21 protein-coding genes, 1 tRNA gene and 1 riboswitch are annotated in these 22,370 nt (G+C 44.6%); of the genes, 11 read left to right on the top strand and 11 right to left on the bottom strand.

What is annotated here, in order from left to right; genetic code table 11:
• Nucleotides 1-66: 66 nt before the first annotated feature.
• The 10 genes from ACED25_RS00935 to ACED25_RS00890 all read right to left on the bottom strand — a co-directional run bounded on the left by ACED25_RS00935 (nucleotide 67) and on the right by ACED25_RS00890 (nucleotide 9,411).
• Nucleotides 67-501 carry a DUF2753 domain-containing protein gene (locus tag ACED25_RS00935; protein ID WP_012603530.1) on the bottom strand — a complete coding sequence of 145 codons (435 nt, stop codon included), beginning with the start codon at nucleotides 499-501 and terminating at the stop codon, nucleotides 67-69.
• Between the two features lie 189 nt (nucleotides 502-690).
• The gene (gene gloA / locus ACED25_RS00930; RefSeq protein ID WP_004734046.1) at nucleotides 691-1,107 is read right to left on the bottom strand and encodes a lactoylglutathione lyase; all 417 of its coding nucleotides are present in this window, start codon (nucleotides 1,105-1,107) and stop codon (nucleotides 691-693) included.
• Nucleotides 1,108-1,262: 155 nt separating this feature from the next.
• Nucleotides 1,263-1,898 (bottom strand): endonuclease III, encoded by a 636-nt coding sequence (gene nth / locus ACED25_RS00925; protein ID WP_010437137.1) that lies wholly within the window; start codon nucleotides 1,896-1,898, stop codon nucleotides 1,263-1,265.
• A gap of 206 nt (nucleotides 1,899-2,104) precedes the next feature.
• Complete coding sequence (locus tag ACED25_RS00920) at nucleotides 2,105-2,797, bottom strand: electron transport complex subunit E (RefSeq protein WP_017088559.1); 693 nt, start codon at nucleotides 2,795-2,797, stop codon at nucleotides 2,105-2,107.
• Complete coding sequence (gene rsxG, locus ACED25_RS00915; protein WP_012603532.1) at nucleotides 2,797-3,426, bottom strand: electron transport complex subunit RsxG; 630 nt, start codon at nucleotides 3,424-3,426, stop codon at nucleotides 2,797-2,799. Before rsxG ends, ACED25_RS00920 begins: the two co-directional genes overlap by 1 nt.
• A gap of 14 nt (nucleotides 3,427-3,440) precedes the next feature.
• Nucleotides 3,441-4,487 carry an electron transport complex subunit RsxD gene (gene rsxD, locus ACED25_RS00910; RefSeq protein WP_371694433.1) on the bottom strand — a complete coding sequence of 349 codons (1,047 nt, stop codon included), beginning with the start codon at nucleotides 4,485-4,487 and terminating at the stop codon, nucleotides 3,441-3,443.
• Nucleotides 4,487-7,627 (bottom strand): electron transport complex subunit RsxC, encoded by a 3,141-nt coding sequence (rsxC, locus tag ACED25_RS00905; protein WP_371694432.1) that lies wholly within the window; start codon nucleotides 7,625-7,627, stop codon nucleotides 4,487-4,489. The genes rsxD and rsxC overlap by 1 nt, the downstream gene beginning before the upstream one ends.
• Before the next feature lie 7 nt (nucleotides 7,628-7,634).
• Nucleotides 7,635-8,228: an electron transport complex subunit RsxB gene (rsxB, locus tag ACED25_RS00900; protein WP_004734040.1), complete on the bottom strand. Its 594-nt coding sequence runs from the start codon at nucleotides 8,226-8,228 to the stop codon at nucleotides 7,635-7,637.
• Between the two features lie 2 nt (nucleotides 8,229-8,230).
• On the bottom strand, nucleotides 8,231-8,809 hold the full coding sequence (gene rsxA / locus ACED25_RS00895; RefSeq protein ID WP_004734039.1) for an electron transport complex subunit RsxA: 579 nt from the start codon (nucleotides 8,807-8,809) through the stop codon (nucleotides 8,231-8,233).
• 526 nt (nucleotides 8,810-9,335) lie between these two features.
• A tRNA-Asn gene (locus ACED25_RS00890) sits at nucleotides 9,336-9,411 on the bottom strand.
• 509 nt (nucleotides 9,412-9,920) lie between these two features.
• Here ACED25_RS00890 and uvrB point away from each other — a divergent pair.
• The 3 genes from uvrB (at nucleotide 9,921) to luxU (ending at nucleotide 14,011) form a co-directional block, all read left to right on the top strand.
• Nucleotides 9,921-11,951 (top strand): excinuclease ABC subunit UvrB, encoded by a 2,031-nt coding sequence (gene uvrB, locus ACED25_RS00885; RefSeq protein WP_017103578.1) that lies wholly within the window; start codon nucleotides 9,921-9,923, stop codon nucleotides 11,949-11,951.
• A 302-nt stretch (nucleotides 11,952-12,253) separates the two neighbouring features.
• Complete coding sequence (gene luxO, locus ACED25_RS00880) at nucleotides 12,254-13,642, top strand: quorum-sensing sigma-54 dependent transcriptional regulator LuxO (protein WP_371694431.1); 1,389 nt, start codon at nucleotides 12,254-12,256, stop codon at nucleotides 13,640-13,642.
• Between the two features lie 24 nt (nucleotides 13,643-13,666).
• Nucleotides 13,667-14,011, top strand: a complete 345-nt coding sequence (gene luxU / locus ACED25_RS00875) for a quorum-sensing phosphorelay protein LuxU (RefSeq protein WP_009848644.1) — start codon at nucleotides 13,667-13,669, stop codon at nucleotides 14,009-14,011.
• Between the two features lie 90 nt (nucleotides 14,012-14,101).
• Here the strand turns inward: luxU and ACED25_RS00870 are convergent, their stop codons facing one another.
• Nucleotides 14,102-14,989, bottom strand: coding sequence for a YvcK family protein (locus tag ACED25_RS00870; protein ID WP_371694430.1), 888 nt, complete (start codon nucleotides 14,987-14,989; stop codon nucleotides 14,102-14,104).
• A 194-nt stretch (nucleotides 14,990-15,183) separates the two neighbouring features.
• Nucleotides 15,184-15,336, top strand: a riboswitch (molybdenum cofactor riboswitch).
• Here ACED25_RS00870 and moaA point away from each other — a divergent pair.
• The 8 genes from moaA (at nucleotide 15,325) to oppC (ending at nucleotide 22,364) form a co-directional block, all read left to right on the top strand.
• Nucleotides 15,325-16,314, top strand: coding sequence for a GTP 3',8-cyclase MoaA (gene moaA / locus ACED25_RS00865; protein ID WP_029223023.1), 990 nt, complete (start codon nucleotides 15,325-15,327; stop codon nucleotides 16,312-16,314). Its footprint overlaps the riboswitch before it by 12 nt.
• A gap of 86 nt (nucleotides 16,315-16,400) precedes the next feature.
• On the top strand, nucleotides 16,401-16,913 hold the full coding sequence (gene moaB, locus ACED25_RS00860; protein WP_371694429.1) for a molybdenum cofactor biosynthesis protein B: 513 nt from the start codon (nucleotides 16,401-16,403) through the stop codon (nucleotides 16,911-16,913).
• A gap of 12 nt (nucleotides 16,914-16,925) precedes the next feature.
• Entirely contained in the window at nucleotides 16,926-17,405 is a 480-nt protein-coding gene (gene moaC, locus ACED25_RS00855) for a cyclic pyranopterin monophosphate synthase MoaC (RefSeq protein ID WP_004734026.1), read from the top strand.
• Nucleotides 17,402-17,647, top strand: coding sequence for a molybdopterin synthase sulfur carrier subunit (moaD, locus tag ACED25_RS00850; RefSeq protein WP_009848640.1), 246 nt, complete (start codon nucleotides 17,402-17,404; stop codon nucleotides 17,645-17,647). The genes moaC and moaD overlap by 4 nt, the downstream gene beginning before the upstream one ends.
• A 2-nt stretch (nucleotides 17,648-17,649) precedes the next feature.
• On the top strand, nucleotides 17,650-18,123 hold the full coding sequence (moaE, locus tag ACED25_RS00845; RefSeq protein WP_371694428.1) for a molybdopterin synthase catalytic subunit MoaE: 474 nt from the start codon (nucleotides 17,650-17,652) through the stop codon (nucleotides 18,121-18,123).
• Nucleotides 18,124-18,783: 660 nt separating this feature from the next.
• The gene (locus ACED25_RS00840) at nucleotides 18,784-20,415 is read left to right on the top strand and encodes an ABC transporter substrate-binding protein (protein WP_371694427.1); all 1,632 of its coding nucleotides are present in this window, start codon (nucleotides 18,784-18,786) and stop codon (nucleotides 20,413-20,415) included.
• Nucleotides 20,416-20,525: 110 nt separating this feature from the next.
• The gene (oppB, locus tag ACED25_RS00835) at nucleotides 20,526-21,446 is read left to right on the top strand and encodes an oligopeptide ABC transporter permease OppB (protein ID WP_012603542.1); all 921 of its coding nucleotides are present in this window, start codon (nucleotides 20,526-20,528) and stop codon (nucleotides 21,444-21,446) included.
• A 15-nt stretch (nucleotides 21,447-21,461) separates the two neighbouring features.
• Nucleotides 21,462-22,364 carry an oligopeptide ABC transporter permease OppC gene (oppC, locus tag ACED25_RS00830; RefSeq protein ID WP_009848636.1) on the top strand — a complete coding sequence of 301 codons (903 nt, stop codon included), beginning with the start codon at nucleotides 21,462-21,464 and terminating at the stop codon, nucleotides 22,362-22,364.
• The last annotated feature ends 6 nt before the right edge of the window (nucleotides 22,365-22,370 follow it).

Below are 22,370 nucleotides of genomic sequence, written 5' to 3'. Positions count from 1 at the left end.
CCCGTCTTCACTGATGACGGGCTTTTTTATATTTTAAATTTGAGTCGTTGTTTAAACGTAATTTGTTTAGTTCAAGCGGAAGCGGGCGATCATTTCACAGTTGGTCGCGGTATCGATCTTTTCCACCATAGAAGCAATTTTAGGGTTGGGATGGCGTTTCATGAAATCGATAAGGGCTTTCTTACAGCAACCAATTGAGTCAATGAAGCTTGAACATTGCGTATTGGGACATTGCGGGATCAGTGTCAGTACTTTTTCTGAAGCCAATTGGAGATACTTGAGTTCATATTCAGTATCGCCGGCCCATCGCCAAAACTGAGCGAGGTTGTGACAAGAAATCACAGAGATAAGTAAGCGCTCGTCCGCTTGGATATCGGTACGTTCAGTAATTTTTTCGCTTAAACTCAATGCTTGCTGATAGTGAAGAATACTTTGTACAGGATCGTCGAGCTGCAATGCCGTATCGGCAAGTAACGTGTGTTTTTCCCATTCGCTAATCATTGTGTTACCTCACTAATCAATAGGGGACTTAATTTAAATGATAATTATTATCATGTAAAGTTTCATCAGTGAGAATGTTGTAATAATTAGTAAAGAATATCGATTATTAATAGAGCTACAAAAAAAGCGAGCTTTATGCTCGCTTATAGTGTTTATTCCATAGCCAAATATTGCAGAGGCTACGAAGGGTTAACCTTCTAGACCAGCACTTGCTTGTTTGTTCTGAATAAGCTCAATCATGTAGCCGTCAGGATCTTTAACGAATGCGATGTGAGTAGAGCCGCCTTTTACAGGGCCCGCTTCACGTGTCACATTACCGCCTGCTGCTTTAATCGCGTCACACGTTGTGTAGATGTCATCAACTCCGATAGCAACGTGACCAAAAGCTGAGCCAAGGTCATATTCAGTCGTGCCCCAGTTGTAAGTCAGCTCAATCACAGCGCCTTGAGATTCGTCACCAAAGCCAACGAAAGCCAGTGTGTATTCGTACTCTTTATTCTCGTTCTTACGTAACAGCTGCATGCCCATTACATTGGTGTAGAACTCGATAGACTTGTCTAGATCACCAACGCGTAGCATGGTGTGTAAAATACGGCCGTTTGACATGATTTGCTCCTAGCTTTAATTATGTATACGTTTTTGTAATTCTGTTTTATGCCGCTAGAAAAATGCGGCATTGTTTAGCTTCTTAGCTTCTTAGCTTCTTAGCTTCTTAGCTTCTTAGCTTCTTAGCTTCTTAGCTTCATTCGCTTAGAGCTAGCCTAGACGTCGGTTTTTTCCTTGAACTCACACAAGTCTTCAATGATACAGCTGCCACAGCGTGGTTTACGCGCCACACAGGTGTAACGTCCATGAAGAATGAGCCAATGGTGGACATCCAGTTTGAATTCTTTTGGGATGACTTTAAGTAGCTTAGCTTCAACATCATCGACCGTTTTACCCATTGCTAGCTTAGTGCGGTTTGATACACGATAGATGTGAGTATCAACGGCAATCGTTGGCCAACCGAAGGCGGTATTTAACACTACGTTTGCAGTTTTGCGGCCAACGCCTGGAAGGGCTTCTAATGCAGCGCGATCTTCCGGTACTTCACCATTATGTAGGTCAAGCAGCATACGACATGTTTTGATGGTGTTTTCTGCTTTTGAGTTAAACAGGCCAATGGTCTTGATGTACTCTTTTAGGCCATCGACACCTAGATCGAAAATAGCCTGTGGAGTATTAGCCACAGGGTAAAGCTTATCAGTGGCTTTGTTGACGCTGACATCGGTTGCCTGCGCAGATAAGAGCACGGCGATGAGCAACTCGAATGGACTGTTCCAGTTAAGCTCAGTCTCTGGCTTTGGATTGTTTTCTCTCAAACGCTCAAGTATTTCTACTCGTTTTACATTGTTCATAGCGACATTACTTTCAAATAGTTAGGGCTTGAGTTCCGGCGAAGTTCTTTCAAACTTACTCGTTTTAAAATAACAAGTTTCGCAATGGTTCAGGCTTTATCATCGGTTACGCGCTCTTATGAGCGTCATTATTATGTGTACTTGGTCAATCTATTTACCTGCTGAGCTGTTGAGCTACTCAGCAGGATTTAAGCTACTGTAACTTATCAGGCATTGGTAACGCGAGCGCGTTCAATAGCTGGTTTTTCTTGTTTTGGCTGTCTAGATTTAGCTTGGTTGTCGATGATGTTTTTCAAAGCAATCAAGAAACCAACACCAATGAAGGCACCGGGTGGTAGCAGGGCTAACAAGAAGCTGTTATCAAATTGGAATATCTGGATTCGTAACACCGAAGCCCAATCACCAAGGAGTAGGTCTGCGCCATCAAATAGAGTTCCGTTACCAATAACCTCACGCATTGCACCCAATACAACCAGTACCGATGTCATGCCAAGCCCCATCCAGAAACCATCTTGAGCAGCAGGTAAAACTTCGTTTTTAGACGCGAAGGCTTCCGCTCGGCCAATGATGATGCAGTTGGTTACGATCAGTGGGATGAAGATACCTAAAGATAGGTAAAGCCCATAGGCGTAAGCGTTCATCAGCAATTGAACACAGGTTACTAGCGAGGCAATGATCATTACGAATACTGGGATACGCACTTCTTTTGGTACATGGTTACGAACCAAAGAAACAGAAACGTTTGAGCCGACCAGTACAAGCAAGGTAGCAATACCTAGCCCAAGTGCGTTAGTGACTGTTGACGATACAGCCAGCAGCGGACATAACCCAAGAAGTTGCACTAGGGCAGGGTTATTGGCCCACATGCCATTTTTGATCAGTGTTTTATGGTCACTCATTATTCACCACCACAATTTAGAGGTTGAGCAAGCAATGCTTGGTTGTTTTGGTTAACGTATTGAACCGCTTGTTTGACTGACTTCACGACCGCTCTTGGTGTGATGGTTGCACCAGTAAACTGGTCAAAGTCACCACCGTCTTTACGGACCTTCCAACGGTCAAGATTAGAATCTGTAACTTGTTTGCCTGCAAACGAAAGAATCCAATCACTTACACGCAAATCAATCTTATCACCCAAACCTGGCGTTTCTTGGTGAGAAAGCACGCGAGTACCTAAAATAGTACCGTCGATCTTCATTCCAACAATCACTTTAATCGCGCCGTTGTAGCCGTCTGGGGCAATCGCCTCGATCGCAATCGCACTCGGCTCACCATTGATTTTAGCAATGTAAGCCGGCATCGCTTGTTCAGTACCAAGCTCTTCTGCTTGAACCAAAGTACAAGACGAAAACAGCTCGTTGTCGTGTAGATCGTGCGGGATCACTTGGTTAAGCACAGACAGTAACTGAGCCTGTTCTTGTTGTTTGATCTGATCTTTGGTCAGGTAGTGAGTTACCGCGACCAAACCCGTCGAAGCACACGCAAAAATCGCGAGTACAAGGCCGTTTTTCTTAATTGCATTTAGCATGGTATCCGCTCCCTTTAGTGGCCGTATGTACGAGGTTTGGTGTAGTAGTCAATCAGTGGAACACACATGTTGGCTAACAATACAGCAAACGCCACGCCATCAGGGAAACCACCCCAACTGCGGATGATAAAGACTAAACCGCCGATCAGAGCACCAAACACCAAGCGACCTTTGACTGTCGTGGATGCTGAAACTGGGTCGGTCGCAATGAAAAATGCGCCGAGCATAGTCGCACCAGACAATAGATGAATGGTCGGTGATGCGGTCTCGCCAGGAGTGAACATCAAGAACACTAGGCTAAATAGGGTCAAGCTTCCCAGAAACGCTACTGGGATATGCCATTGAATCACGCGTTGCTTGATAAGCACTAAGCCACCAATAAGGTAAGCAAGGTTTACCCATTCCCAACCCACGCCAGCTAACCAACTAAATTGAGGTTGAGACAGAGCTTCAGAAGCCGTGTTACCTGCCGTTAGTGCGGTTTTGAAGGCATCGAGTGGCGTCGCCATAGTGGTGCCATCAATACCAAGGCGTGCTTGTTGTAAAGACAAGCCTTCATTATTGAAACCAGTAAAGATCATCAAGAAGGAGTCAACAAAGCTCGTAGCTTCAGCAGTTAAACTGGTCGGCGCATTCCAGCTGGTCATTTGAACTGGGAATGAGATCAGCAAAACAACGTAAGCCACCATCGCAGGGTTAAATGGGTTTTGCCCAAGGCCGCCATAAAGGTGTTTTGCGATGATGATAGCGAAGAACATACCGATGACGAGAATCCACCATGGAGAGTGTGGGGGAATAGCGACACTGAGTAGCCAAGCGGTCACAACCGCACTGTAATCACGCAATGCCATCACTGGCGGGCGTTTTCTTAGCAGCATTACAGCGGCTTCAAAGGTAACAGCAAGTGCAATAGCAAATACTAACTGGATGAGCGTACCCCATCCAAAGAAGTAGGTTTGAGCTAGTAGACCTGGCAATGCACAAATAGCGACCCATTTCATGAGATCAGGGGTGCTTCTACGATTGTGCGCGTGCGGTGAGCTGGCGATAAAGAAGGCCACTACTCTTTCTCCTCATTATTCTTTTTGTCTTGCTCTTGCTGCGCCTTTCTTGCTTTAGCACGAGCAATCGCTGCAGCAACCGCTGCTTTTTTAGGATCGACTGGTTCTTGTTGAGTTTCAGCCTTTAATTCAACTACAGGTTCAACCACAGATTCAGGTGTTTCTACTGACTCTTCCTGTTTCGCTTGTTGTGCCTTTCTTGCTTTAGCGCGAGCTATTGCAGCGGCAACAGCAGCTTTTTTAGGATCGACAGGCTCTTGTTGAGTCTCAGCCTTTATTTCAACTAAAGGTTCAATCTCAGGTTCAGAAGCGGTTTCTTCAGTTTCGGCCTGCTTAGCTTGCTGTGCTTTCTTGGCTTTAGCACGAGCAATGGCCGCAGCGACGGCATCTTTCTTAGCATCGCCAGAGCTTTTAGCTGGAGCTTCACTTTCGGTTTGAGCAGAAGATTCAGCTTGTTGTGCTTTCTTTGCTTTAGCGCGAGCAATGGCCGCAGCGACAGCATCTTTCTTAGCATCGCCAGAACTTTTAACCGGAGCTTCGCTTGCTGTTGGAGTAGAAGATTCCGCTTGTTGAGCCTTCTTGGCTTTAGCGCGAGCAATAGCCGCAGCGACAGCATCTTTCTTGGCATCGCCAGAACTTTCAGCCGGAGTCTCAGAAGTCGATTCTGCTTGTTGTGCTTTCTTGGCTTTAGCACGAGCGATAGCAGCAGCGACAGCGTTTTTCTTGGCATCACCAGAGCTTTCAGCTGGAGCTTCGCTTTCTGTTTGAGTAGCTGATTCCGCTTGTTGAGCTTTCTTCGCTTTAGCACGCGCGATAGCTGCAGCGACAGCATCTTTCTTGGCGTCGCCAGAGCTTTCAGCTGAAGCTTCAGACGCTAACTCCGCTTGTTGAGCTTTCTTGGCTTTAGCGCGAGCAATAGCTGCAGCGACAGCATCTTTCTTAGCATCGCCAGAACTTTTAACCGGAGCTTCGCTTGCTGTTGGAGTAGAAGATTCCGCTTGTTGAGCCTTCTTGGCTTTAGCGCGAGCAATAGCCGCAGCGACAGCATCTTTCTTGGCATCGCCAGAACTTTCAGCCGGAGTCTCAGAAGTCGATTCTGCTTGTTGTGCTTTCTTGGCTTTAGCGCGAGCGATAGCTGCAGCGACAGCATCTTTCTTAGCGTCGCCAGTACTTTCAGCCGGAGCCTCACTTGCGGTTTGAGTAGCTGATTCCGCTTGTTGAGCTTTCTTGGCTTTAGCGCGAGCAATGGCCGCAGCGACAGCATCTTTCTTAGCGTCGCCAGTACTTGCAACTGGAGCCTCGCTTTCGGTTTGAGTAGAAGATTCCACTTGTAGAGCCTTCTTGGCTTTAGCGCGAGCAATAGCTGCAGCAACGGCATCTTTTTTGCCATCACCAGAGCTTTCAGCAGGAGCATCAGTTGCTGCTTGTTGTGCCTTGCGCTCTCGAGCTTGTCGTTTACGTTCTTCACGCAGTTTCGACATTTCAGAATTGTCTGGTTCAGCGCTATCCGCTTTCTGAGCCGCAGCTTGTTTTGCTTTTGCCTTGGCAATCGCAGCAGCAACCGCAGGTTTCACCGCTGGTTCCGCAACAGGAGCTTGGCCTGCCGCGGCTTTTTGTGCCTTAACACGCGCAATCGCCGCAGCAATTGCATCGTCACCGTCGGCTGATTTCATGTCTTTACGACGGTTGTCAGCTGCTTTCTTAAAGCGGTTTTCACGTTCTGCTTTGTCGCGCTCCATACGAGCGTTTTTCTCTTCGAAACGAATCTTGGCGCGCTCTGCTGCAGCGGCTTCATCTTTTCGAGTTTTGATCTCAGCTTTTGCTTGGCGGTAGTACTGAACAAGAGGAATTTCACTTGGGCAGACAAATGCACAAGCTCCGCATTCAATACAGTCTTTAATATTCAGTTCTTCACACTTATCCAACTCGTTGGCTTTCGCATGCCATTGCAGTTGTTGAGGAAGAAGTGATGCGGGGCAAGCCTCGGCACACGCGCTACAACGAATACATTCCATCTCGTAAGTGCTTGGAGAGATCTCACGACGCGTTGGCGCTAAAATACAGTTCGACGTTTTAGTGATTGGCACATTGGCATGTGGCAAGGTGAAGCCCATCATAGGGCCACCCAAAATCAAACGCGGAAGCTTTTTATCGGCTTTGTAGCCAAACTCTTCAAGTAACTCATGTACTGGTGTGCCTAATAGCGCCCAAACATTACGAGGTTGCTTAAAGGTTTTACCGGTTAATGTCACAACGCGGTTAACCACAGGTTCGCCGTCAATTACCGCTCGCTTAATCGAGTAAAGAGAGCCGACGTTCTGAACCAAAACACCAATGTCTGCAGGGATGCCGCCAGCTGGAACCTCTTTATTAGTAAGGATCTTTATCAGCTGTTTCTCACCACCTGAAGGGTATTTAGTTGGGATAACACGAATGACGATATCTTTGTCTTTCGCTGCAATCTCAAGTGCTTTTATCGCGTCTGGTTTGTTGTCTTCAATGCCGATAACCGTCAGCTTTGGTTGAAGAATGTGTTCAACCACTTCGATGCCTTTCAATACTTCGTCGGCATGTTCTTGAAGCAACTTGTCATCAGAGGTGATGTAAGGTTCACATTCCGCAGCATTGACGATCAAAATGTCGGTACGACCTAAGCCTGATTGAAGTTTCTTAGCCGTAGGGAAGCCTGCGCCGCCCATGCCTGAAATACCAGCTTGGCGAATCACATCAAGCAGTTCGTCAGAAGTCTTTGTCGAGAAATCTTCAACTGGATTTTTTTCAATCCAAGCGTCTAAGCCATCAGGTTTAATAACCACGCACACGTCGCTCAAGCCAGAAGGGTGAGCGGTCGTTCTTGGTTCGATAGCGGTAATCACACCCGATGTTGGTGCATGTACTGGCAAAGTAAAACCAGTCTCTAAGGCCGTCAGTTGTTGACCTTTGAGTACGGCATCACCGACAGCAACCAATAAGTTACCAGGCTTACCGATGTGCTGTTTCACTGGAAGAACGATTTCTTCTGGGAGCCTTGCATGCACGATATCAGTAGTATTCGACTGTTTCTTGTTTTCAGCAGGGTGCACACCGCCCGGGAAGTTCCAAATAGAGCCCGTGCGAATTTGTTCAATTAAAGAGATCATACTAACCCTATGCCTTAGGCTCTGACGCGGTCGCATCAGTTGCTTGGTTAGTGATATCAGTAACAGGAATGATGTTCATCTGCCATTTCCAATTTTCAGTCGTTGTTGCCACTGGAATCATTTCGATACAGTCAGTAGGGCACGGTGCGACACATAGATCACAACCTGTACATTCATCTTTGATTACTGTGTGAAGTGCCTTGGTGCCACCAACAATGGCATCAACAGGGCAGGCTTGAATACATTTAGTACAGCCGATACACATATCTTCGTGAATGAAGGCAACGGTTTTTACTTTGTTATCTAAGTCATGAGCGGAGTCTTCAACTTCTACGCCCATTAAATCTGCAAGCTTCTCAATGGTTGCTTGGCCGCCGGGAGGACATTTGTTGATCTTATCTCCGTTAGCGATCGCCTCTGCGTATGGGCGACAACCTGGGTAGCCACACTGGCCACACTGAGTTTGCGGCAATATAGTGTCGATTTGATCAACGATCGGATCGGCTTCTACTTTAAAGCGGATAGAAGCAAAGCCTAAGATAGCGCCAAAAACGGCGGCTAAAACGGCGAGTGCAATGATTGCAATTAAGATGGTGCTCATGCTTATTTCACCAACCCAGTAAAGCCCATAAATGCCAGAGACATTAGGCCTGCTGTGATCATCGCAATCGATGCACCTTTGAATGGCATAGGAACATCAGCAACCGCAATACGCTCACGCATCGCAGCAAATAGGATCAGAACAAGAGAGAAACCAACAGCCGCGCCGAAACCATAGATGATCGACTGAATGAAGTTGTGGTTTTCATTGATGTTCAAAAGTGCCACACCTAACACCGCGCAGTTGGTGGTGATAAGAGGCAGGAAGATACCCAACAGGCGATATAGAGTTGGGCTGGTTTTGTGAACGACCATTTCCGTAAATTGAACAACCACCGCGATAACCAAGATGAAACTCATGGTACGCAGGTATTCAATACCCAGAGGGGTAAGGATGTAGGTTTCTACTAGGTATGCAGATACCGACGCTAACGTTAGAACGAAAGTCGTCGCGAGGCCCATGCCAATAGCAGTCTCCAACTTCTTGGAGACGCCCATAAATGGACATAGCCCTAAAAACTTCACTAGCACAAAGTTATTGACTAGCACTGTGCCAACCAACAACAAAAGGTATTCGGTCATAATGGATTAATTCTTGAGATTCCGATCCCGATATTATCCTGTTTTGCTCACCTAATAACAACCAAGGATCACTAGGGATTTAGACACTTGGTGAAAAAAACATCAGGTAATCGATTGATTACCAAAGCTGCAGTAAGTATAGACATAGATTTTGATGGTGTGAGCGTGCAGCGGTATATCACAATGATCTTTGTCAGATCATTTGAGTACTCAGTGATTTCACTTTTGTCTTCGGCCAAAAGGTCGAAATTGGTTGAAGTAAATAGCGAACTTTTGAGTCAATTGATTGTTGCTAACTCAGGGCTGTTGCTCGGTTGCTTAGAGGGCTTTTAGGAAAGTGAGTACGCTAAAACGCAAGAAGCCGCATCGAGTGATGCTGCTTCTTTAAATTTGGCCCCCTTGTCGAGACTTAAACGCGGGCGGGTAGCACGGTCCGACGATTCGGGTGTGACATTAACTTGGAACAAGTTAGTCGCAGTTATATACGAAAAAAGCCCAATCTTTCGATTGAGCTTTTTTCTGAATTTGGCTCCCCTTGCAAGACTTGAACTTGCGACATACGGATTAACAGTCCGCCGTTCTACCAACTGAACTAAAGGGGAATTGCTTGTTAGCGACGCGAATTCTAATAAGACTCCTATTTTCTGTCAATAAAAAATCACAGAAAAAAATAAGATAAAAAACTTTACTTTCTTGAACGCCTTATCAGATTTAGCTTTGCTTTAGTTATCCACCAAAATTGTGGATAAGTATGTGCGTGAAACTTTAACAACAATAATTGGGATAAATCTGAAAATGTTAAAATCTGCGGTAACGTGATGTATTTAAAAGTTTTATATCGAAACATTACGATTGTATAACTTTTTAAGATTATAAAATAAACAGTAAAACAAGTGCTATTTTAAGATTTTTTGGGGAAAAGTAGTGGATTAAAAATCGAGTAATTTAGCTGAATAGATCTTGCAGGGGCACGGATAATACCAAGTTCCAAAAATAAAAGCTATAACTGATATCTAATCTTAAGATGCATTTCTCTAGATAATAGTTGCAACGACACTCCTCCTAGAGTGACAATGACCTGATTAAATAAACAGTATGGAAATGGCGACCTATGAGTAAACTCTTTGACTTGGTATCGGACTACAGTCCGTCCGGTGACCAGCCGACGGCAATTACCAAATTATTAGATGGACTAGATTCTGGTTTGGCGCATCAAACTCTATTAGGGGTAACGGGCTCTGGTAAAACCTTTACCCTGGCTAACGTCATTTCCCAATCTCAAAGACCTGCAATATTGTTAGCGCCTAATAAGACTCTGGCAGCTCAACTTTATGGTGAGATGAAGTCATTCTTCCCAAATAATGCCGTTGAGTACTTCGTATCTTACTACGATTATTACCAGCCCGAAGCCTACGTACCAACCACGGATACGTTCATTGAGAAAGATGCGTCGGTGAATGCTCATATCGAGCAGATGAGACTTTCGGCGACCAAGGCCTTATTGGAGCGAAAAGACGCCATCATTGTGGCTTCTGTATCGGCTATTTATGGTCTTGGTGATCCTAAGTCGTATTTGAAAATGATGCTTCACTTGAGTCGTGGTGAGGTTATGGATCAGCGTGATATTTTGCGCCGTTTGGCGGAGCTACAATATTCAAGAAACGACGTCGCATTTGAACGAGGTCAATTCCGCGTGCGTGGTGAAGTGATTGATATCTTCCCGGCTGAATCTGACCAAGATGCCGTGCGAATTGAAATGTTCGATGATGAAGTCGATTGCATCAGCATCTTTGACCCACTAACTGGTGCGGTTAAGCAAAGAGACCTGCCTCGCTTTACGGTTTATCCAAAAACGCACTATGTAACTCCACGAGAGAAAATCCTTGAAGCGATTGAGAAGATTAAGGATGAGTTGCGTGATAGAGCTCAATATTTAAAAGACAATAATAAGCTTCTAGAAGAACAGCGTATCTCTCAAAGAACTCAGTTTGATATCGAGATGATGACCGAGCTTGGCTTCTGTTCTGGTATCGAAAACTATTCACGATACTTGAGTGGCCGTGCTGAAGGGGAAGCGCCTCCGACGTTATTTGATTACTTGCCTGATGATGGTCTGTTGATTATCGATGAGTCACACGTGACCGTGCCGCAAATTGGTGCGATGTATAAAGGTGACCGCTCTCGTAAAGAAACCTTGGTTGAATTTGGTTTCCGTCTGCCTTCGGCACTGGATAACCGTCCGATGAAGTTTGAAGAGTTTGAGTCTATTGCCCCGCAAACGATTTTTGTGTCGGCCACGCCAGGCAATTACGAAATCGAGAAATCAGATGGTGAGATTGCTGATCAAGTGGTGCGTCCTACTGGTTTGTTAGACCCAATTATTGAAGTAAGGCCTGTCGCGACTCAGGTTGATGACCTATTGTCTGAAATCAGAATACGTTCAGTGAAAGAAGAGCGTGTACTTGTCACGACGCTAACTAAGCGAATGGCAGAGGACTTAACTGAATACCTGAGTGAGCATGGCGTTAAAGTTCGTTACTTGCACTCTGATATCGATACCGTTGAACGCGTAGAAATTATCAGAGACCTACGTTTGGGCGAGTTTGACGTGTTAGTGGGCATTAACTTACTTCGAGAAGGTTTAGATATGCCGGAAGTATCGCTGGTGGCGATTCTTGATGCTGATAAAGAGGGCTTCTTACGTTCTGAACGTTCTTTGATACAGACCATTGGCCGTGCAGCTCGTAATTTGGAAGGTCGAGCAATTCTATATGGTGACTCGATTACCAAGTCGATGAGAAAGGCGATTGATGAAACCGACCGCCGTAGAGAGAAACAGCAGGCCTATAACGAAGAGCAAGGTATCACGCCGCAAGCGCTTAAACGTAATATCAAAGACATTATGGAGTTGGGTGACCTGACCAAGTCGAAACAACAGCGACAATCTAAGCAAGTTCCACTATCTAAGGTGGCAGAACCTTCTGAAAACTATGCAGTGCTGACGCCACAACAGCTCGATAAAGAGATCAGTAAACTGGAAGCGGCGATGTATCAGCATGCTCAGAACTTGGAATTTGAATTGGCGGCACAGAAGCGTGATGAAATTGAACAATTGAGAAAGCAGTTTATTTCTAATAGCTAACCTTACTTCTTACTTAAGGCGTTTATACCCATATAATAAGAATTGAGAGTGCTTCAGACAAAAAAACAGCCAGTAGGAAACGTTCTACTGGCTTACGTTTGTGGACACTCTGTCCACTAACAACGTCAGTTGGCTAGGTGACCCGAAGGTCACTTAGATAACTGCATCGTTCGTGCCAAATAGATAACACATTGATTGTTTGAAGCAAGCAAACGAACACAGTATAAATAGTGTGGTTAATTTGCATAATGCAAAGCGGAATGCGATTATAATAAGAAATGCAAATTATAAATGGCTAGGATATGCAATCAAAAACGTTAGATAACAAATCGAAGTATTTGTTAATGGTAGAAGATACCGCGTCGGTAGCAGCGTTATATCGATCGTATCTTACACCGCTCGAAATTGATATTAACATTGTTGGTACTGGCCGCGATGCAATCGAGAGTTTGAACCATCGAATCCCAGACCTCATTTTATTAGATCTACGCCTGCCCGATATGACGGGTATGGATGTACTGTTTGCTGTAAAACAAAAATATCCGGAAGTTCCCGTTATCTTCATGACTGCTCACGGCTCTATTGATACCGCAGTAGAAGCCATGCGACATGGTTCCCAAGATTTCCTTATCAAGCCGTGTGAAGCCGACCGACTTCGTATTACGGTGAACAACGCGATCCGCAAAGCCACTAAACTTAAAAATAGCTCGGAAAATCCAGGAAATCAGAACTATCAAGGCTTTATTGGCAGTAGTCAAACCATGCAGCAGGTTTACCGAACGATCGATTCTGCCGCATCGAGCAAAGCCAGTATTTTCATCACAGGTGAAAGTGGTACCGGTAAAGAGGTATGTGCTGAAGCCATTCACGCTGCGAGTAAGCGTGGCGATAAGCCATTTATCGCAATTAACTGTGCAGCGATTCCTAAAGATTTGATTGAGAGTGAATTGTTTGGTCACGTTAAAGGGGCCTTTACTGGAGCGGCAACGGATCGACAAGGCGCAGCTGAACTTGCAGATGGTGGAACCCTGTTCCTCGATGAATTGTGCGAAATGGACTTAGAGCTGCAAACTAAGCTACTCCGCTTCATTCAAACTGGTACCTTTCAAAAAGTCGGCTCTTCGAAGATGAAGAGTGTGGATGTTCGTTTCGTATGTGCAACGAACCGCGACCCTTGGAAGGAAGTTCAAGAAGGTCGCTTTAGAGAAGATTTATACTACCGTTTATATGTGATTCCATTGCATTTGCCGCCATTGCGTGAGCGTGGTGACGATGTCATCGAAATTGCATATTCATTGCTGGGTTATATGTCTGTCGAAGAAGGCAAGGCGTTCGTACGTTTTGCTGAAGAAGTACTCGATCGCTTTAATCAATATGAGTGGCCGGGGAACGTTCGTCAGTTACAAAATGTGTTGCGAAATGTAGTGGTACTGAATAATGGTAAAGAGATTACTCTCAATATGCTTCCACCGCCATTGAACCAACCAATTGAAAACAGTCTCCGTTTAAAAGAGAAGCAGAACGAAGACATCACGGTAAAAGATATTTTCCCATTGTGGATCACTGAGAAAACGGCTATCGAACAGGCCATCAAAGCGTGTGACGGTAACGTTCCTCGTGCGGCAGGTTTCTTGGATGTCAGTCCATCGACGATATACCGAAAATTGCAAACATGGAATGCGAAGCAGTAATCACCAAATAATAAGAAAAGAGCAATGATGATAATATTAAATCAGCAAAAAGTTGATGAGCTTGCCGGTGAAATAGGGCAAGAGAATGTCCCAGTGTTACTGGAAATATTTTTAGGTGAACTGAAGGGATACTACGAACATTTAGAGCTAAATAAAGAGTCAGACACATCTAAGTATTTAGCGGATATTAGCCATGCACTTAAGAGTAGTGCTGCGAGCTTTGGAGCGGACTCTTTGTGTAGTTTTGCGATTAGCCTAGATGCAAAAGTGAAACAAGCGCTGCCAATGACAGAGGTCGACTTTCAAGGTATGCAGGATATTTTGTTATCCACCTACCAAGAGTACCAGCAGTTAATGACAGAGCTTTAACGCTCTAAAGTGGTCTGTCATCAATGAATTTAAAAAGGAGCATCGTGCTCCTTTTTGTTTTTGTTTGGTAAATAGATTCAGAAAACTGACTTAAACCAACTGATCCCTAATTGCTTGTTGGAGTTTTACGCGGTCGTGTCTCCAATCTCTATTTGGAGAGGCAAGGTCAGTAGTCACGCAATTCCATAGCCCTTCAAGTTCCGGATGGGGCGCGTTACCCAAAACAATGTCGATCTTTCTTGTCTTGCAGGTACGTTCACACCACTCCAATTGCTCTTGTAGCGTCATTTTCCCTGCAGGTCCATGCTCTGGCGACAGGTTTTCAACGAAGATCACCTTGGCTTTAGTATTACCTGCGATCGCTTTACCAATCTCTGGCAGTAGAAGGGGCGGCATAACACTGGTTAGAAAACTTCCCGGACCAAGCACGATACAGTCTGCTTGTTCGACAGCTGCAACGGCTTCTCTGGTCGCAGGCACTTCTGGAGACAAGTCCATCATGCGCAGTTTTTCTGTCATGTCATCAACGTTGGTTTCGCCGGTTACCCAACGGCCGTCCATTGATAAAGCGGTGAGATCGGAAGGGTGTTCCGTCATTGGTACAATATTTACATCGACCTTAAGCATGTTACGAATCAGGTTGATTGCTTCCAATGGGCGAACAGAAAGGTTGTCTAGCGCAGTAAGCATCAGGTTTCCGAGGTTGTGACCATCGAGTTCACCTTGACCGCGAAATCGGTATTCGAACATCATCGAACTGATCGAAGGCTCGGTGATTAGCTGGTTGATACAGTTACGAGTATCACCCCAAGCGATGCCACCTTGGCAATCTCGAATACGCCCGGTTGATCCACCGTTATCTGTGGTTGCAACAATGCCTGTCGCATTGCTACCAAAGTCTTTTAATGCCGCAAGCATACGACCTAAGCCGTGACCACCACCAATTGCGACCACTTTTTTTGAAGAGTAAATATTCATTTTTTGTTCTTGTTAGATTATTACCAACTATAATTTAGGTTAAATGCTTCTCGTCAGATACTCAACAAGAGTTATTTTGAGGGTTTGATACGTTTTTTTTGCCGATGTGACTCGTTTTTTGTCATCAAAGCTAGATTCACGTACAAATATTAAGTATTTTATTACTCAGCTACTGCGCGTGTGAATATAAAGCGCAGTTGCCATAACTCCGAGCTCTCGCATGCTAAGTCGCACAGTGGTATTTGCTGTACCGATACGCATCAAGAGCCAGTGACATGTTGTCACAAGGGCTTAATTGGAAATGATTATGCCTCCCGTGTTTGGAAAGGTGTTCCGTGGCGCAACAATTCGAAGATAGATTCCATCGCAAGTTTTATTACTTGCGCTTGTCGGTTACAGACGTCTGTAACTTTAAATGTACTTACTGCTTGCCAGATGGTTATAAACCGTCAGGGCAAAAAAACTCGTCTTTTTTAAGTGTTCCTGAGATCAAACGCGTTGTTAAAGCGTTTGCTGATTGTGGTACCTCAAAGATCCGCATTACTGGCGGAGAGCCGAGTCTGCGTAAAGACTTTCCTGAAATCATACATACCGTTGCTTCTACTCCAGGCATCGAAAAAGTAGCCACCACAACCAATGGCTACCGCATGGAGAAACAAGTAGGGCAATGGCGTGATGCTGGTTTAACCCATATAAACGTGAGCGTGGATAGCTTAGATTCGCGCATGTTCCATCAGATCACTGGTGAGAACAAGTTTACTGAGGTTATGCGAGGTATTGATAAAGCGTTTGAGGTTGGCTTTGAACAAGTCAAAGTCAACGTTGTATTAATGAAAGACCTCAACAGTCAGGAATTACCAGCCTTCCTTAATTGGATCAAAGACAAACCTATTCAATTACGTTTTATCGAGCTGATGAAAACCGGCGAGATGGACGAGTTGTTCGATAAACACCATGTGTCCGGCGTTGCGATTCGCAACCAGCTTATTGCTAATGGTTGGCTGTTAAAAGTCAAAGCCGTTAATGATGGCCCTGCGCAAGTGTTTGTCCACCCAGATTACCAGGGTGAAATCGGTTTGATCATGCCTTACGAGAAAGACTTTTGTGAGAGTTGTAACCGACTGCGTGTTTCTGCGACCGGTAAACTTCACTTATGTCTGTTTGGCGACCATGGTGTTGAACTGAGAGATCTGATTCAAGAAGATCAACAAGAGCAAGAGCTCATTGATCGAATTCAGGCTCAGCTTCAAACCAAGTCCGTTAGCCACTTCTTACATGATGGCAACAGCGGCATGACTCCAAATTTGGCGTCAATCGGCGGTTAACCCGCTATATACTCTAAAGCATTTTATCGCTCAGCTTCTTTAAGCTGGGCGAATCAGTCTAATGAAAAATTTATATAGGTGAACAAATGGGTCACGCAGAAAGCAAATTTCAAGCAGCGAACATTGCAGTACTAACGGTTTCAGATACTCGTACAGAAGAAAATGACACGTCAGGTGGTTACCTAGCTGAGCATGCTAAGGAAGCTGGTCACAACGTGGTTGATAAGCAAATTGTTATCGATGACATGTACAAGATCCGTGCGATCGTATCTCAGTGGATTGCTGATGACAGCGTTCAAGCGATCATGATCACGGGCGGTACGGGTTTCACTTCTCGTGACTGCACCCCAGAAGCACTTAAGCCACTGTTCGACAAAGAAGTAGAAGGTTTTGGTGAGCTATTCCGCCAAGTGTCTTACGAAGAGATTGGTACATCGACGATTCAATCTCGTGCGATTGCGGGCTTTGCTAACCACACAGTAATCTTTGCGATGCCAGGTTCTACAGGTGCTTGTCGCACCGGTTGGACTAAGATCATCAAGCAACAGATGGATGCTAGCCACCGTCCTTGTAACTTCATGCCACATCTTTCTGTATAAGGTGGTTTGAGCATGAGCCAATTTACCCACATTAACGCGTCTGGTGAAGCGAACATGGTCGATGTGTCGGCTAAAGCGGAAACTGTACGTGAAGCGAGAGCAGAAGCTTTTGTTCAAATGTCAGCAGAAACGCTAGAACTGATTGTTTCTGGCAGCCACCATAAAGGTGATGTTTTCGCAACGGCACGTATTGCTGGCATTCAAGCGGCAAAGAAAACGTGGGACTTGATTCCACTGTGTCACCCTCTACTACTAACTAAAGTAGAAGTGCAGCTAGAAGCTATCGAGTCTGAAAACAAGGTTCGCATTGAATCTGTTTGTAAACTTGCGGGTAAGACGGGCGTTGAGATGGAAGCGCTTACGGCTGCTTCCGTTGCTGCGCTAACGATTTACGATATGTGTAAAGCTGTTCAAAAAGACATTGTTATCGAAAATGTACGCCTGTTAGAGAAGACGGGTGGTAAATCTGGTCACTTCAAGGTGGAATCATGATTACTGTACTGTTCTTTGCTCAAACTCGTGAACTTGTCGGTGTCGATAGCCTAGAAGTCGATGCACAATTCAATACTATTGAAGCGATTCGCAGCCACCTTGTAACACAAGAAGGCAAATGGGATATCGCATTGGAGGAGGGCAAACTTCTGGCTGCGCTTAACCAATCAATCGTACCTTTGACAACTGAAGTGAAAGACGGCGATGAAGTGGCTTTCTTCCCACCTGTTACTGGAGGTTAGCCATGAACGACTCTCGAGTTATTGATCCAAGAGTAGTAGTTACGGCAGAAGATTTTTCTGTGGGTGACGAATATGATTATCTAGCTCAAGGCACAGCTGCAGGAGCGGTAGTGACGTTTGTTGGTAAAGTTCGCGACATGAACCTTGGCGACAACGTGATTGGTTTGTCTCTAGAGCATTATCCCGGAATGACAGAGAAGTCGCTGAGCGAGATCTGTGATCAAGCTGAAGCGCGCTGGCCTATTCAGAAGATGCGAGTGATTCACCGTGTTGGTGATCTAGATATCGGTGACCAGATTGTTTACGTTGGTGTATCCAGTGCGCACCGAGGGGCTGCCTTCGAAGCGTGTGAGTTTGTTATGGACTTCCTCAAAACTAAAGCGCCGTTTTGGAAAAAAGAACGTACCACTGAAACAACTCGCTGGGTTGATTCTCGCGATTCTGATACCAAAGCTGCAGAGCGCTGGGAAAAGTAAATTATCCCACATAATGTTTCGTCCTTAACGTGATAACGCATTTCAGGTTAGGACTTAGGTAATAAGGCCGACGTTGAACGTCGGTTTTTTTGTGCGTGCAACAAAGTCATTTATAAAAAATAGGGTATTTATTAAATGATTAGTCATTCAAGTTGCATATAAATGCTTTGACTTATTTTTTCTGTACTGGTGCAGCTCTGCATCTGTTTTGGTGCAGTGCATTATGCTGTTTTGTATAAAGTGATAACCCTCACAAATAGTACAGTCTATTTAGGGGATATGTGATGTGCACTTAGATTTAATGTGGCATTAATGTTAACTTATCAAAGGTGTTCTAGCATAAGATGCTAAAAAAAAGTATCAACACAGATACATCAACACTAAAGGCTGTTATTTAATAAATCCCTATGTGTAACTCACTATTCATTAGGATTTTATTAGATATTTACACTGATACCTTGAGTATTTCGGAGAATTATCCGATTTTTTGCGACTTGTTTATGGCAAATTACTTCAATGGTTGATAGTGTGTGCCTCAATCTTTGTAAGGTTTTAGATTTTTATGCTTATATTTTAAGCTAAATAAATCTAAATCACTGCCGTTCAGTGAACTTAGCAAAGAAGTCATGGATGCAATACGAAAAACTTGGAGTTTATTAAATGTACAAGAATAAAATCACTCAGGCCCTTCTTCTAGGTGCTGGTTTGGCAGTGGCTGCCACTTCTACTCTTTCTATCGCTGCTGAAGTTCCAGCAGGTACAGAACTAGAAAAAGTTCAGGAACTTGTTCGCGGTAACGGTACTGAAGTTGCGACTATCGATCCACACAAATCTCAAGGTGTACCAGAATCTCACGTAATTCGTGATCTTCTAGAAGGTCTAGTGAACCAGGACGGTGAAGGTAATACTATCCCTGGCGTTGCTGAGAGCTGGGAAACGACAGACAACAAAACATTCACTTTCCACCTACGCAAAGATGCAAAATGGTCTAACGGCGATCCTGTAACAGCTGAAGATTTCGTTTACAGCTGGAAACGTGCAGTTGATCCTGCCACTGCTTCTCCATACGCTTGGTACATGGAATATACCAAGATGGTGAATGCGAAAGACATCGTAGCGGGTAAGAAAGACAAGAGTGAGCTAGGCGTTAAAGCTGTAGATGCAAACACACTTGTTGTTGAATTAGAAACAGCGGTACCATACTTCGTCATGATGATGGGCCACACAACAGTGAAGCCAGTACACAAGGCAACTGTTGAAAAATTCGGTGACCAATGGACTAAGCCGGGTAACTTCGTAGGTAACGGCGCATTTTCTGTTGATAAGTGGGTTGTTAACGAACGTCTAGTTCTAAAGCGTAACGACCAATACTGGAACAACGATAAAACTGTTCTAAACAAAGTAACCTTCCTACCAATCGAAAACCAAGTTGCGGAAATGAACCGTTTCCTATCTGGTGAAATCGACTTCACAAATGAACTTCCAACTGAGCACTTCAAGCGTCTTAAGAAAGAGCACGCAGAAGACGTATCTGTAGCAGGTAACTTGTGTACTTACTACTACATCTTCAACACGAAGAAAGCTCCATTTGATGACGTTCGCGTACGTAAGGCTATCTCTTACGCAATTGACCGTGACATCGTGACTGGCGCTATCTTAGCGCAAGGTCAAAAACCAGCATATTTCCTGACGCCTGAAATCACAGCGGGCTTCGATCCTGAGCTTCCTCAGTACGGTACAATGTCTCAAAAAGAACGTAACGTAGAAGCGGCACGTCTTCTTGAAGAAGCGGGTTACGGTAAAGACAATCCACTAAACTTCAACCTACTTTACAACACTTCTGAAAACCACAAGAAGATTGCTGTAGCACTAGGTTCTATGTGGAAGAAAACACTGGGTCTTAAAGTTACACTTGAAAACCAAGAGTGGAAAACTTACCTATCTTCTAAAGATTCTGGTGACTTCGAAGTAGCTCGTGCTGGTTGGTGTGGTGACTACAATGAAGCGTCGTCATTCCTAACGCTAATGAAGAGTAACAACACTACCGGTGGTGTTCACTACGACAGCGCGGCTTACGATCAAATCATTGATAAAGCACTGAACTCGACTTCAGAAGAAGAGCGTAAAGCACTTTACCTTGAAGCTGAGGCGCTAATGGCTAACGATATGCCTATCGCACCTATCTACCAATACGTGAAATCACGTCTACTAAATCCGCACGTTGGTGGCTTCCCTACTAATAACGCGGAAGATAAGATCTTCTCGAAAGACTTATACATCAAGGCTCAATAAGCTTCGATTCTAAAAGTTAATATAACTATAACGATACAGACACTACATGCGTAATACGCGCATGTAGCGTCTTTCTAATTTTAATTGTCACAGACTGAAAGAGTGAGTTTATGCTTAAATTCATTATGAAAAGGATATTTGAAGCGATTCCAACGATGTTGGTGTTGATCACTATATCTTTCTTTCTCATGCGTTTCGCACCGGGTAACCCGTTTTCAAGCGAGCGTCCATTACCGCCAGAAGTTATGGCTAACATCGAAGCTAAATACGGCTTAGATAAACCAGTATTTGAACAGTACACCACGTACTTAACCAACATCCTTCAGGGTGATTTTGGTCCATCTTTCAAATATCAAGATTACACAGTAAATGAGCTGATTGCTGTTGCGCTTCCAGTATCTGCGAAGGTAGGCTTCGTTGCCTTTATCTTTACGCTAATTATGGGGGTCACCGTCGGTACTATAGCCGCGTTGAAGCACAATACCTGGGTCGACTACACCATAATGTCGACAGCCATGCTCGGGGTGGTGATGCCATCCTTCGTATTGGCACCAGCGCTTATTTACCTTTTCTCCCTGCACTGGAATATATTCCCAGCAGGTGGTTGGCATGGCGGCACCTTCGCGTACATTGTGCTACCTGTTATTGCGATGTCTCTTCTATATGTAGCTACCTTTGCTCGTATCACTCGCGGTAGCATGATTGAAACTCTAAACAGTAACTTTATCCGTACTGCTCGTGCTAAAGGCCTAAGTTACCGTTATATCGTTCTTAAACATGCGCTTAAGCCAGCAATGCTACCTGTTGTTTCATATATGGGGCCTGCTTTCGTAGGTATCATCACAGGTTCAGTTGTTGTTGAAACCATCTTCGGCCTACCGGGTATCGGTAAGCTGTTTGTTAACGCCGCGTTTAACCGTGACTACTCGTTAGTAATGGGTGTAACCATTTTGATTGGTTTCCTATTCATCTTGTTCAACGCTATCGTTGATATTTTACTAGCGCTTATTGACCCGAAAATTCGCTACTAACAGGGACGCATGGTTATGTTGAAGAAAAAAGAAAACTTAGAAGCGATCGAAAAATTCTCTGAGAATCTGGAAATTGAAGGTCGTAGTTTGTGGCAGGATGCGCGTATTCGTTTTATGCGCAACAAAGCGGCAATGATAAGCCTGTTCATTCTAATTATCATGGTGCTATCGGTAATCTTCTTACCTATGTTGGCGCAGCATGCTTACGATGATACTGATTGGTACGCAATGCACGTTGGTCCAAATGCGGATCATTGGTTTGGTACCGACAGTTTAGGTCGTGACTTATACGTCCGTACGATGATCGGCGGCCGTATTTCTCTGATGGTTGGTGTGATGGGCGCATTTGTAGCGGTACTGATTGGTACGCTTTACGGTGCAGCTTCAGGTTTCATTGGCGGTCGTACTGACCGAGTGATGATGCGTATCCTAGAGATCTTGTACGCAGTACCATTCATGTTCCTTGTGATCGTACTGGTAACATTCTTTGGTCGTAATATTGTACTTATCTTTGTTGCTATCGGTGCTATTGCTTGGCTCGATATGGCACGAATCGTACGTGGTCAAACGTTGAGTCTACGTAGCAAAGAATTCATCGAGGCTGCTCACGTATGTGGTGTAAGTAAATGGAAGATCATTACACGTCATATCGTACCGAATGTATTGGGTATTGTTGCGGTTTACTCGACGCTACTTATTCCGAGCATGATCCTTACTGAATCATTCTTATCTTTCCTTGGTCTTGGTGTTCAAGAGCCTATGACAAGTTGGGGCGCGCTATTACAAGAAGGCTCGCAAACAATGGAAGTTGCTATTTGGCAATTGGCATTCCCAGCGGCATTCATGGTAGTTACGCTGTTCTGCTTTAACTACGTAGGTGATGGTCTGCGCGACGCGCTTGATCCAAAAGACAGATAAAGAAAT

The sequence above is a fragment of the Vibrio sp. 1F263 genome (assembly GCF_041439035.1).
GTDB classification, from domain to species: domain Bacteria; phylum Pseudomonadota; class Gammaproteobacteria; order Enterobacterales; family Vibrionaceae; genus Vibrio; species Vibrio tasmaniensis_A.
Note: the sequence above shows the minus strand (reverse complement) of the source record. Positions and strands in the feature narration are given on the sequence as shown.